Origin of the sequence: Paenibacillus tyrphae (assembly GCF_027925525.1) — a bacterium.
GTDB classification, from domain to species: Bacteria; Bacillota; Bacilli; order Paenibacillales; family NBRC-103111; genus Paenibacillus_G; species Paenibacillus_G tyrfis_B.
Map to the genome: position 1 here is coordinate 52,161 of NZ_BSDJ01000011.1, position 12,553 is coordinate 64,713.

13 protein-coding genes are annotated in these 12,553 nt (G+C 56.4%); 12 read left to right on the top strand and 1 reads right to left on the bottom strand.

Annotation, left to right across the window (positions count from 1 at the left end; all coding sequences use genetic code 11):
- Window positions 1-41: 41 nt before the first annotated feature.
- From rlmN to spoVM, 7 genes are all read left to right on the top strand, one after another.
- Entirely contained in the window at window positions 42-1,127 is a 1,086-nt protein-coding gene (gene rlmN / locus QMG93_RS14990) for a 23S rRNA (adenine(2503)-C(2))-methyltransferase RlmN (protein WP_281937757.1), read from the top strand.
- Window positions 1,128-1,135: 8 nt separating this feature from the next.
- Window positions 1,136-1,906, top strand: a complete 771-nt coding sequence (locus QMG93_RS14995) for a Stp1/IreP family PP2C-type Ser/Thr phosphatase (RefSeq protein WP_281938109.1) — start codon at window positions 1,136-1,138, stop codon at window positions 1,904-1,906.
- Window positions 1,907-1,913: 7 nt separating this feature from the next.
- Window positions 1,914-4,118, top strand: a complete 2,205-nt coding sequence (gene pknB, locus QMG93_RS15000; RefSeq protein WP_281937759.1) for a Stk1 family PASTA domain-containing Ser/Thr kinase — start codon at window positions 1,914-1,916, stop codon at window positions 4,116-4,118.
- Window positions 4,118-5,029, top strand: a complete 912-nt coding sequence (rsgA, locus tag QMG93_RS15005) for a ribosome small subunit-dependent GTPase A (RefSeq protein WP_281937761.1) — start codon at window positions 4,118-4,120, stop codon at window positions 5,027-5,029. Before pknB ends, rsgA begins: the two co-directional genes overlap by 1 nt.
- A 1-nt stretch (window position 5,030) precedes the next feature.
- Complete coding sequence (rpe, locus tag QMG93_RS15010; protein WP_281937763.1) at window positions 5,031-5,699, top strand: ribulose-phosphate 3-epimerase; 669 nt, start codon at window positions 5,031-5,033, stop codon at window positions 5,697-5,699.
- A complete protein-coding gene (locus tag QMG93_RS15015; RefSeq protein WP_281937765.1) occupies window positions 5,700-5,951 on the top strand; it encodes a hypothetical protein in 252 nt (83 codons plus the stop codon).
- A gap of 252 nt (window positions 5,952-6,203) precedes the next feature.
- On the top strand, window positions 6,204-6,284 hold the full coding sequence (spoVM, locus tag QMG93_RS15020; RefSeq protein ID WP_014652194.1) for a stage V sporulation protein SpoVM: 81 nt from the start codon (window positions 6,204-6,206) through the stop codon (window positions 6,282-6,284).
- A 180-nt stretch (window positions 6,285-6,464) separates the two neighbouring features.
- Here spoVM and rpmB read toward each other — a convergent pair whose 3' ends face one another.
- Window positions 6,465-6,653: a 50S ribosomal protein L28 gene (gene rpmB, locus QMG93_RS15025; protein ID WP_010498258.1), complete on the bottom strand. Its 189-nt coding sequence runs from the start codon at window positions 6,651-6,653 to the stop codon at window positions 6,465-6,467.
- 192 nt (window positions 6,654-6,845) lie between these two features.
- Here rpmB and QMG93_RS15030 point away from each other — a divergent pair, with 192 nt between their 5' ends.
- The 5 genes from QMG93_RS15030 to QMG93_RS15050 all read left to right on the top strand — a co-directional run bounded on the left by QMG93_RS15030 (window position 6,846) and on the right by QMG93_RS15050 (window position 12,505).
- The gene (locus QMG93_RS15030) at window positions 6,846-7,208 is read left to right on the top strand and encodes an Asp23/Gls24 family envelope stress response protein (RefSeq protein WP_281937768.1); all 363 of its coding nucleotides are present in this window, start codon (window positions 6,846-6,848) and stop codon (window positions 7,206-7,208) included.
- A gap of 99 nt (window positions 7,209-7,307) precedes the next feature.
- The gene (locus QMG93_RS15035) at window positions 7,308-9,101 is read left to right on the top strand and encodes a DAK2 domain-containing protein (RefSeq protein WP_281938110.1); all 1,794 of its coding nucleotides are present in this window, start codon (window positions 7,308-7,310) and stop codon (window positions 9,099-9,101) included.
- 62 nt (window positions 9,102-9,163) lie between these two features.
- Complete coding sequence (locus QMG93_RS15040; protein WP_281937769.1) at window positions 9,164-10,015, top strand: DegV family protein; 852 nt, start codon at window positions 9,164-9,166, stop codon at window positions 10,013-10,015.
- 1 nt (window position 10,016) lies between these two features.
- The gene (gene recG, locus QMG93_RS15045) at window positions 10,017-12,071 is read left to right on the top strand and encodes an ATP-dependent DNA helicase RecG (protein ID WP_163857986.1); all 2,055 of its coding nucleotides are present in this window, start codon (window positions 10,017-10,019) and stop codon (window positions 12,069-12,071) included.
- Window positions 12,072-12,217: 146 nt separating this feature from the next.
- The gene (locus tag QMG93_RS15050) at window positions 12,218-12,505 is read left to right on the top strand and encodes a stage VI sporulation protein F (protein WP_054974171.1); all 288 of its coding nucleotides are present in this window, start codon (window positions 12,218-12,220) and stop codon (window positions 12,503-12,505) included.
- The last annotated feature ends 48 nt before the right edge of the window (window positions 12,506-12,553 follow it).

Genomic DNA, 12,553 nt, shown 5'->3' on the forward strand with positions numbered 1-12,553 from the left:
AAAGGGCCTCACTATAGACTAAACAGGTTGTGATGCATACAATGAACGAAATAGAAAGCAGATGGCAGCCGAAAAACGAAAAGCCGTACGTCTACGACTTTACCCTGGAGGATTGGCAGCAGTGGGTCAAGGACAACGGAGAGGCGGGCTTTCGCGCCGGCCAAATTTTCGATTGGCTGTATGTGAAAAGAGTTTCAAGCTTCGACGAGATGACGAATCTTCCGAAAACGCTCAGGGATCGGCTTATGGAGCAGTTCGACTTCGTCACGCTCACGGAAGTGGCGCATTACCGTTCGAAGGACGGGACCGTCAAGTTTTTGTTCGAGCTTAGCGACGAGAATGCGATCGAAACGGTCATCATGAAGCACAGCTACGGGAACAGTATCTGCGTAACGACGCAGGTTGGCTGCCGGGTCGGCTGTACGTTTTGCGCCTCGACGCTCGGCGGGTTGAAGCGGAATTTGACGTCCGGCGAGATCATCGCTCAGGTCGTCAAGGCGCAGCAGCTCTTGGACGAAACGCAGGAGCGGGTCAGCAGCATCGTCATCATGGGAATCGGCGAGCCGTTCGAGAATTACGACGCGGTGATGAAGTTTCTCAAGGTGATGATCCATCCGAAGGGGCTGAATATCGGCCAGCGGCACATTACAGTATCGACGAGCGGCATCGTTCCGAACATTTACCGGTTTGCCGACGAGGATACGCAGATCAATCTGGCGATTTCGATCCATGCGCCGAACGATGCGCTGCGTTCCAAGCTGATGCCGGTCAACCGCCGGTATCCGTTTGCCGAGCTGATCGAAGCCTGTCAATATTACGTCGCAAAAACCGGACGGCGTATTACGTTCGAATACGCGCTGATGGGCGGCGTGAACGATCAGGCCGAGCACGCGGAGGAACTGGCGAAAGTATTAAAAGCATTTCCGATGGCGCACGTGAACTTGATTCCGGTCAATTTCGTTTCCGAGCGCGACTATGTGCGTACGCCGCGGAATGATATCTTTACGTTCCAACGCATTCTGGAACGCAACAAAATCAACGCCACCATACGCCGGGAGCAGGGCAGTGATATCGCGGCCGCCTGCGGGCAGCTGCGGGCGAAGCATATGGAGTCGGGTGCGAGGTGAAGCAAGCGATGCTGAGATTGGCTTATCAATCCGATATCGGCCGGGTGCGGGCGGTCAATGAGGACCGCGCGGCCGTTCAAGAAGGCTTGAACGGCTGGACCCTCGCCATTGTCGCAGACGGCATGGGAGGCCATCAGGCCGGAGATATCGCAAGTCAAATGGCGGTGGAGCTTATCCCGCTGAAGGTGAAGTCCTTGGACCCGAACCGGTCGTCCGAGGAGAGGCAGCATAAATTGAAAGAAGCGATCGAAGCCGCCAACGATAACATTTTCGAATTTGCGTCCGGACGCGAAAATTACCACGGGATGGGGACGACCGTCGTTGCCGTGCTGGCAAACGACGAGCGGGCTGTCGTTGCGCATATCGGCGACAGCCGCGTATACCGGATTCACGACGGGCAGATCGAGCAGTTAACGGAGGATCATTCGCTTGTCAACGAGCTGGTCAAAAGCGGCCAAATCACCCGTGAGGAAGCGAGCCACCATCCACGGCGCAACGTTCTGACGCGGGCGCTCGGCACCGAGCCGACGATCGAGGTGGATGTGCAGGAAATCGGTTGGGGCCCCGGAGACTTGCTGCTGCTGTGCAGCGACGGACTAAGCAGCCTGGTTGAGCCGGGCCAAATGCTCCAAACCGTGGAGGAGACGGACGGTTTGGAGCGTAAGGTGGACCGCTTGGTCCAGGCTGCGCTGGCTGCCGGGGGCGACGACAACGTAACGGTATTGCTGATTGAGAACGGGCCGGGTTCGGCGGTAGATGACGACGGAGAAGCGGGGTGAGGAAGGAATGATCGGTAAGCAGCTTGGAGGACGCTACGAGATTTTGGGACGCGTCGGCGGCGGCGGAATGGCCATCGTATACAAAGGACTCGATATTTTATTGCATCGGCATGTCGCCGTGAAGGTGCTGCGTCAGCAGTACGTGCACGACGAAGAATTCATTCAGCGTTTTCGCCGCGAAGCGCAAGCCGCAGCCTCCTTGTCGCATCCGAACGTGGTCAGCATATACGACGTCGGCCAAGAGGAAGACATCCATTACATCGTGATGGAATACATCGAGGGAACGACCTTGAACGAGCTGATTAAGGAAAGGGCACCGCTGCAGGTGGAGGAAGCCGTTCATATTGCGGGCCAGATTTGCGACGCTCTCGATCACGCGCATCATAATCAAATTATTCATCGCGATATTAAGCCTCACAACATTTTGATCGGCAAAAACGGCCGCGTCAAAGTGACCGACTTCGGGATCGCCCGCGCCGTCACTTCTTCCACGATTACGCAAACCGGCTCCGTCGTCGGCTCGGTTCATTATTTTTCGCCCGAGCATGCCAAAGGAACGCCGACCGGCGAGCAATCGGACTTGTACTCTCTCGGGATTGTCATGTACCAGATGCTGACTGGCCGGCTGCCGTTTCTCGGCGAAAGTCCGATCAGTGTAGCATTGAAACATTTGCAGGAGGATGTCGAAGAACCGCGCAAGGTGAATCCGCTCATCCCGCAAAGCGTGGAAAACATCATTCTGCGCGCGATGCGCAAAAGCACGTCCGAGCGGTACCGTTCGGCCAAAGACATGCTGAGCGACCTCGAGTCGTGCCTGCTGCCGCACCGTCGCAACGAGCCGAAAGTCAACTTTATGGACGACGATGAGCTGGATGAGGAAAAGACACGGGTCATGCCCGCGCTGCGGCCGGGACAATACGCTGTTGTGGATGACGACGACGATCCGCAGCCCCGCGCGAAGGAAACGGCGCCGCCTGAGACGAAGAAAAAGGGCTGGGTCAAGCCGTTGGTCTGGTTCGTTGTGCTCATGGCGCTCGTCGGCGGTATGTGGTATGCGGTCCAGTACGTGCAGCAGAAATTGGCAGTACAGCGGGTCGATATCCCAAATGTGGTGGATAAGCCGCTTGCTGAAGCAACGAAGATTTTAGAGGACAACAAGCTTCGGGTGGAAGTGGAGCGCCAGAATGATGAGGCGAAGCCGAAAGATATCGTCATTCGGCAGAGCCAGTCGAATATGCAGGTTAATGCGGGTGCGACGATCAAGCTGACTGTCAGCGATGGGCCCGAAAGTAAAAAAATGCCCGATGTTACCAAGCTGAAGCTGGCGGATGCCAAAACAAAGCTGATCTCTCTTGGCTTCAAGTCGGAAAATATAAAGATCGATCAAAAGTTTCTGGAAGCCGAGCCGGAAACGGTGACGTCTCAAAAGCCTGCGGTGAATGAGGAGTACACGTTGCCGGGCGATGTTAAGGTCGAGCTTACCGTTAGCAAAGGACGAGAAACGTTCAAAATGCCGAACCTGATCGGCAAAACGGAAAACGAAGCCAAATCGATCCTTAGCGAAAAAAATCTGAAGCTTTCCAAGGACGGGATTGTCCGCCAGCCGAGCTACAAGCAGAGCAAGGGGCGTGTGACGAAGCAATTTCCGTTCGAGCCGGACGACGACGTAACGCCGGGTACGGAAATTACGCTGACCGTCAGCTCGGGCCTTCCGCCGGAAGCGGGACAGATGACCGTACCGGTGCAAATTAAGCCGACCAAGGAAGGGCAGGCGGGTACGGCTAAAGTCATTCTGAGCGATGCGGCGGTCGAAAATTCGGAATACCAGAAGCTTACGAACGTGACCAAGACGGAAACGCTTGAGGTGAAGCTGGTCGTCTCGCCGGATAAAGATGCGACGATCCAGATTCGCGGGGATAACATTCAGAATGATTCGATTACGATCACCTATAAGGATTATCAGGATCAAAAAGGCGGCAAGACTCAGTCTCAGTCGAACGGTACCGGTACGCCATCGAATGCTGGCACCGGGACGAACGGCGGCGGCAAGACCGAGCCACCGGCAACTCCGGCTTCCGGCACGGGGGCCGAGAGCGGCAAGCAGACGCAGCAGGGAATCGGCGGAACGACGACGACGCCGACCGGGCAGAACGGAGGCGCAGCAACGCCTCCGGCCGGGAATACGACGGGCACAGGAGGCAAGAATCCATAATGCCAACCGGGTTAATCGTGAAGGCGCTAAGCGGATATTATTACGTGCTTGCCGACGACGCGCAGACGACTGAAGCGGTGCAATGCCGGGCGCGGGGGATTTTCAAGAAGCGCGGCATCTCGCCGCTTGTCGGCGACCGCGTGGTGTACGGGCTGACGGAGAACGGGGAAGGAACGGTCGACGAAATTCTTCCCCGCTCCTCCGAGCTGATCCGGCCGCCGGTGGCAAATATCGATTTGGCTGTACTGGTGTTCTCGGTAACCGAGCCGGCGCTTAATTTGCCACTGCTGGACAAGTTTCTCGTACATACGGAAAGCGCCGGACTCGATACGCTGATCTGCTTGACCAAGCATGATCTCATGTCCGAAGGAAGCTCGCCTGACGGCGTTTCCGGGAAATTGGCGCCGGTGATCCGGCTCTACGAGTCGATCGGCTATCCGGTGCTTGTAACAAGCTCCAAGGAAGGCGTCGGCGTGAGCGAAGTATACGACCGGCTTGCGGGCCGCATCGGGGTGGTTGCGGGACAGTCCGGCGTCGGGAAGTCGTCGTTGCTCAATGCTATGGTGCCGGGGCTGTCGCTCGAAACGAACGAAATCAGCATGAAGCTCGGCCGGGGCAAGCATACGACGCGCCACGTCGAGCTGATCCGGCTGCAGAACGGCGGACTTATCGCCGATACGCCGGGCTTTAGCCAGCTCGATTTTTTGCAGGTGGATGCGGAAGGGCTCAGCGGGGCTTTTCGGGAATTCGCGCCTTATGCCGCAGCGTGCCGCTTCCGCGGCTGCTTGCATCTGCACGAACCGGGCTGCAAGGTTCAGGAGGCCAAAGAAGCGGGCCATATCGCCGCATCAAGGTACGACCATTACATTCAATTTTTGAACGAGATCAAAGACAAAAAAAGGAGGTACTGAGATGCTGCGTATCGCTCCTTCGATCTTATCCGCGAACTTTGCCAAGCTGGGCGAAGAAATTGCCGACGTCGAGCGCGGCGGGGCCGATTGGATTCACGTCGACGTGATGGACGGACATTTCGTGCCGAATATTACAATCGGACCGCTGGTGGTGGAGGCGATCCGTCCGATAACGAAATTGCCGCTCGACGTGCATCTGATGATCGAGCAGCCGGACCGCTACATCGCCTCGTTCGTTCAGGCCGGCGCTGACCTTATATCGGTTCATGCCGAGGCATGCGTCCATCTGCACCGAACACTTCACTATATTAAGGAGCAGGGCGTGAAGGCCGGCGTCGTGCTGAATCCGGCCACTTCGCTCCATGCCCTGGAGTATGTGCTTGAAGAAGGTCTGCTCGACTACGTGCTGCTGATGACGGTTAACCCCGGCTTCGGCGGGCAAAAGTTTATCTCCGCGGTGCTGCCCAAAATCGCCGGGCTTCGTCGCATGCTGGACGAGCGCGGGCTTCAGCACGTGGACATCGAGGTTGACGGAGGCGTCAATACCGAGACGGCCAAGCTCGTTGCCGAAGCGGGCGCCAATGTGCTCGTCGCCGGGAATGCGGTGTTCAACCGGCCGGACCGTGCCGAGGCAATCCGCGCGATCCGGGAAGCCGGGAGCGGCCGGTAAATGCGGGCGCTTCAAATTGTTGCCTTCTGTTTACTATGCGCTGCCCTGCTGTTTGTGTTTTCCATTATCGACGGCGTGGTGAAGTTTGCTTTTTCGCTAGGGGCGCTATATGTCGGTATCCAGTTTTTTAAGCGATTCGAGACGCGCGGCCCGCGCATTGCATTCGTTTTGACCACGATCTTATTCTATTTTATTTATACGGTGTTTTACGCGCTGTATTTGGCTGTTCAGCAGCAGCAGGCTGCGGTTTGAGAAAAAAGACAGAGCCCGGACGTGCATAACCGGCCCGGGATTCGCATACACATGGTTACAAAAGTACGGCTTCCGGCTTTTGTAGCCTTTTTTGTTTTTTCGGTGCCTGGAATTTGCATGGCACGTTTTGGGTAGCAGCGGAATATACTTTTAACGAGGTGGTTTGCTGCGCGCATGGCTCGAGGTCGGCTTTGCGTCGCAAAGCCAAGCGATGCTGACTTTGCTGCGCAAAGTCTGGAGGGAGGGTGCAAAATGAAATTTTACACAATCAAGCTTCCGAAGTTTTTGGGTGGGTTTGTGAAAGCCGTACTTAATACATTTAGCAAAAACTGAAGGTACGCTCGTCCATACTTGGGCGCCGGCTGCCGGGCCAGGGCAGGCGCTACACCCGAAATCAACGGCTCAGCCGTCCTTGTCTTGCAAGACAAGCGCGTTTGTCAAGGTTGATGGGAATTTATGCTTATCAACTAAAAAAAGCACCTGAGCCAGGTGCTTTTTGTCTGCGGATGCAGATTACACGCGAGTTACTTTTCCGGATTTCAGAGCTTTTGTGCTCACCCAAACGCGTTTCGGTTTGCCGTCGACCAGAATGCGAACCTTTTGAACGTTGACACCCCAAGTGCGTTTCGCTTTGTTGTTCGCGTGGGATACATGGTTACCGGTACCCGGGCCTTTACCTGTGATAAAACATTTGCGGGACATTGATTACACCTCCTTAAAGCATACACGCTTCAAAAACACACTTAAACATCATATCACAGCGGCCTAAAGGCCGTCAACGCAGCTTCTTCGTTTTCTTCCCCTGCGGCCTGAGTTTTATTTATTTCTTGCGGCGAATATAGTACAATGATTCGTAGTCCATGCTAATTATGGAATCGAAGGAGCTGTATGGAGATGACAATCGAACTGGCTTCAGAATATGGAAAAATCTACGTTACGGACGAAGTAATCGCTGTACTTGCGGGTTCGGCGGCGCTGGACTGCTACGGACTTGTCGGGATGGCTTCGCGCAATCAACTCAAGGACGGTATTGCCGAACTGCTGCGCCGGGACAATTTGCGCCGGGGGGTCGAGGTTCACCGCGACGAGCAGGATGTCCTGACCATTGATTTATATATCGTCGTCAGCTATGGTACGAAAATTTCGGTCGTTGCGCATAACGTGCAGAGCAAAGTCAAATACATGCTCGGGGAAGTGGCGGGCCTGCAAGTGGCTAACGTGAACATTTTTGTCCAAGGTGTGAGGATTGCGGAATGAGACCTGTGATGACAGCGGTTGTGGCCGAAACATGTTATGGATCGCCGACAGGGTTATAGCGAAAGGGGAACGGTCTTTTTGAGTAAGCGCTTGAAAGAAATGAATGGACTAGATTTCATCCGAATGGTAGAAGCGGGAGCGCATAGGCTGACGACGAACGCAGAACGGGTCAATGCGCTCAACGTCTTTCCGGTACCGGACGGCGATACGGGCACCAATATGAATTTGACCTTGACTTCCGGGGTGGAAGAGCTTCGCCGCCGTCCGTCGGACCACTTGGGTAAAGCAGCGGAAGCGCTTGCTAAAGGCTTGCTGATGGGCGCCCGCGGCAATTCGGGCGTGATTCTGTCGCAGTTGTTCCGCGGTTTCGCCAAAGCCGTATCCGACCTGCCTTCGGCCAATGCCCAGCAGGTGGCTGCGGCGTTTCAGAACGGCGTGGATATGGCCTACAAAGCTGTCGTCAAGCCCGTGGAAGGTACGATTCTGACCGTAGCCAAGGAAGCGGCTAGGCAGGGCGTACAGACCGCCAAGCGGCAGCCGGACGTGGCTGTCGTCATGGCGGAGCTGCTGGATCAAGCGAAAGAGGCATTGGCCAAAACGCCGGACATGCTTCCCGTACTAAAGCAGGTGGGTGTCGTCGATTCCGGCGGACAGGGGCTCGTGTATATCTACGAGGGCTTTGTTTCCGTTTTAGACATGGAGGAAGCGCCGCTTGAGGAGCCGGCCGATATGCCGTACGTCGCTTTTGGCGCGGTGCAGCCGCTGGAGGAGACGCTTGAGCCCGTGGCTACGCCGCTTGATTTTACTGGTCATGAGCGCGCTCAGGCGAAGCTGGCGACGGAGGATATCGAGTTCGGGTATTGCACGGAGTTTATGGTGACGCTGAACCCGAGTAAGCTGAACGGCCGCAAGTTTGACGAGACTCTGTTCCGCGAGGAGCTGTCCGCCTTCGGCGATTCCCTGCTTGTCGTGGCCGACGACGATCTGGTCAAAGTGCATATCCATGCCGAATTCCCGGGCAGCGTTATGAATCTGGCCCAGAACTATGGGGATCTCAGCCGGATCAAAATCGAAAATATGCGTGATCAGCATACGCATCTTCTGATGGAGGAGGCCGGACCGTCCGGCGCGGTTGCGGCATTGGCCAAGGCGACGCATCTGCTGGACGCGGCGAAGGAGCTCGAAATGGGCCAACCGTCCGTCCCGGCAGAGAACGATCCGCCCCGTGATCTCAAGCCATACGGCTTTGTCGCCGTATCCGCAGGGGAAGGCATCTCCGGTATTTTCGGCAGCCTGGGCGTCGATCGGATTCTGCACGGCGGACAAACCATGAACCCGAGCACAGAAGATATCGTCCGCGCTATCAACGAGGTCGAAGCGAGAACCGTGTTCGTGCTTCCGAACAATTCGAACATCATCCTGGCAGCTCAGCAGGCCGTGGAGCTTGTGGAGGATAAGCAGGTAGTCGTTATTCCGAGCAAGTCGATTCCGCAAGGCATTGCCGCTGTCATTGCCTTCCAGGAGGAGGCGGCTCCCGAAGAAAACATCGACGAAATGCAGCAGGCGCTGCAGCAGGTACAGGCCGGTCAAATCACCCATGCCGTACGCGACACGCAAATGGACGGGATCGAGATTAAAGAGGGCGATTATATCGGCATTCATAACGGCCGCATCGTTTCCTCGGCTCCGGATCTCATCGATTCCTGCAAAAAGCTGATTGACTCCATGCTGGATGCGGGTGCCGAGATCGTGACCCTGTATACCGGAGCGGACGCGGTGCAGGAGCAGACCGAGGAGCTTGTCGGGTATGTCGAACAAACGTATCAAGAGGTAGAAGTGGAAGTGCAGGACGGCGGACAGCCGCTCTATTACTACATTATTTCTGCAGAGTAAGCGGGTTGGCTTTCGACGTTATTTCTATAGATCAAAATTTTGCAAAGAATTGAGGGAGGCTATTGAGCCAGGTTCGTATTGTAACGGACAGTACGGCGGATATTCCGGCCGACCTGCGGGAGCGGCTCGGCATTGAGATGGTGCCGCTTAAAGTATTGTTCGGCTCGGAGGCATTTCGCGACGGGGTTGATATGGGTCCGGAGCAATTTTATGACAAGCTGGCCTCGTCCGGTATTTTTCCGACCACATCGCAGCCGTCGCCGGCCGATTTCATCCAAGTATACGAGAGGCTGAAGGACGAAGGCGCCGACTCGATCATCTCGATTCATTTGTCATCGCAGATGAGCGGCACTTACCAGTCCGCCCTCGTGGCGAAAACGATGATCGACGAGAAGGCGGATATCGAGGTGCTGGACAGCCGTACGGCTTCCTGTGGCATCGGCATGCTCGTCGTAGCTGCCGCGGAGGCGGCAAAGCAGGGGAAGAGCAAGTCGGAAATTTTGGAACGGATTGCTTCGCTGCGCCAAAACATCGGACTTTATTTTTTGGTGGATACGCTCGAGTATTTGCATAAGGGCGGACGGATCGGCAAGGCTGCGGCGCTCTTCGGCTCCTTGCTTAATATTAAGCCGATCCTGTCGGTCAACGATGACGGAGTCGTGTACTCCGTTGATAAAGTTCGCGGACAGAAGAAAGCGATGAACCGGATCGTCGAGCTGATGCAGAAGGATTTTGCCGGCAAGCCGATCGATTTGATCATGGCTTATACGACCGGCCGCGAGACGGCAGAGGAATTTTTCTCGCTGCTGAAGCAGCATTTTGATGTAAAAAGCGTGCAATACACGCATATCGGGCCCGTCATCGGAGCGCATGTCGGACCCGGAACCGTAGCGGCCTTTGCTATACCGGTCTGATATGACCTTGGATCTTTATTCGCTTCCGGTCACGAAGGTGTCCGGCGTCAAAGGCAAGAAGCCCGAGGAGCTGCTTGCGCTCGGCATCTCGAGCGTCGGAGAGCTCCTCGATTATTATCCTTTCCGCTACGAGGATTACACGCTTCGCGATTTGACGCAGGTGAAGGACGGAGACCGGATTACGGTGCAGGGCACGGTCGCAGGGGTTCCCCAAGTGCAAATGTACGGGCGCACCAAATCGCGCATGACCTGCAAAATCGTGGTCGACCCGCTCTTCATTACGGCCGTCTGGTTCAACCGGCATTTTTTGAAGGACAAGCTGACAGCCGGTACGGATATCGTCTTGACCGGAAAATGGGACCAGAAGCGGCTGCACTTGAACGTGACGGAGGTCGAATTCCCGGGCCGCGGCACGTCGCAGACCGGCACGCTGCAGCCGGTTTATTCGGTGACCGGATCGATCACGCAAAAATGGTTCCGGCAAACGACGAAGCAAGCGCTGCTGCAATTCGGCGACCTCATTCCCGAAGTGCTTCCGGGCAAGCTGTTGCGTAAATACAATCTGCTGCCCCGCAAGCAGGCGGTCGCTCTGCTGCATTTGCCGGGCAGTATGGAGCAGGGACAGCGGGCGAGACGCCGGATGGTGTACGAGGAGCTGTTCTTGTTCCAGCTCAAGATGCAGGCGTACCGCACGCTGAATCACGAGCGGGCGGACGGGGTCGCGCACCCCGTAGATTTGCCGGCTGTCCGCGCGTTCGTACGCGCGCTGCCGTTTACGCTGACGGCTTCCCAGAAAAACGTGCTGGCCGAAATTCTTCATGATCTGCAGCAGCCTTTCTGCATGAACCGCTTGCTGCAGGGTGACGTGGGCGCGGGAAAAACCGTTGTCGCAGCGGTGGCGCTATTTGCCGTCGTCAAAGCCGGCTATCAAGGCGCGCTGATGGTGCCGACGGAAATTCTTGCGGAGCAGCACAAACGCTCGCTCGACCGCTTGTTCGAGCCGTACGGCATTCAGACGGCACTGCTAACGGGCAGCTTAACGGAGCGGACGCGTCGGGAGGTACTCGGCTCGCTGCAGATGGGGATGGTCGACATCGTCGTCGGCACGCATGCGCTCATTCAAGAGGATGTGTTTTTCCGCCGGCTCGGGCTCGTCGTTACGGACGAGCAGCATCGGTTCGGCGTACAGCAACGGAGCATTTTGCGCCGCAAAGGGATGAATCCGGACGTGCTTACGATGACGGCGACGCCGATCCCGCGGACGCTTGCGATTACCGCTTTTGGCGACATGGACGTCTCGACGCTGCGGGAGCTGCCTAAGGGACGCAAGCCGATTCAGACCTATGCGGTCACGCACAATATGCTGGAGCGCGTCCTTGGCTTTATTCGCCGCGAGGTGGCCGAAGGACGGCAGGCGTATGTCATCTGCCCGCTGATCGAAGAATCCGAGAAGCTCGACGTGCAGAACGCGATTGACGTGCACGCGCAGCTTCAATTTGCTTTTCCGGAGTACAAAGTCGGGCTGCTGCACGGACGGATGGCCCCGGCGGAGAAGGACGATGTGATGCGCGAATTCAGCCAAGGCCGGCTTCATGTACTGGTCTCGACGACCGTTATTGAGGTCGGCGTGGACGTGCCGAACGCCACGCTGATGGTCGTCTACGACGCCGACCGGTTCGGATTATCGCAGCTTCATCAGCTGCGGGGCCGGGTCGGACGGGGGGAGCACCAGTCGTACTGCGTGCTGATTGCCGATCCGAAGAACGAAGTCGGCAAGGAACGGCTGAAGGCGATGACGGATACGAACGACGGCTTCGAGATTGCGCGCCGCGACCTCGAATTGCGGGGGCCTGGAGACTTTTTCGGCACGAAGCAGAGCGGGGTGCCGGATTTCCGGCTCGCCGACATGGTGACCGACTTCGAAGTGATGGAACAGGCAAGAGACGATGCGGCCGAGCTTGTCAAGCAGCCGGATTTCTGGACCGAGGCCGACTACGTGCCGCTCCGTCACTATTTGCAGCGCGAGCACATCTTCGACAGCGAGATGCTGGATTAGACGATAGCTTGCTTCACGCTCCGCCTGCGGGGCGAAAGGGAAAGACGAGCGAAAGAAATAGGTACACAAGGCCAAGCTCTCCGACATAGACTTACTACTGTATGGTGGTTGTAAGTTCTATTTGCAAGAACGCGGAGGTGTGAGGCATGAGCTATACGCAGTACGGCTTTGACCCTGCGCAGGTCGAGCGGATTAAGCTGAAGATGAAAAATCCGGAGACGAAAGAACGGGTCAAAATGATTTTGCAGGGCGTCACGAAGTACGATTTGCAGGACCGCGTGAAGGTTCGTCGGTTTGTCGGCATGCTGACGAAGGTGCTCGGCGAAAGAGTCACCGAGCAGCAGACCGAGCAGCTCGTTCAGTTCGTCATCTCGCAAAAAATCGATCCGAACAATGCGTTTCATCTGATTAAACTGTGGAGCATGTTCCGCTAAGCGGGCATGTTCTTTTTTTTGTCGGAACGCCGGGCTCTGGCCCAATTG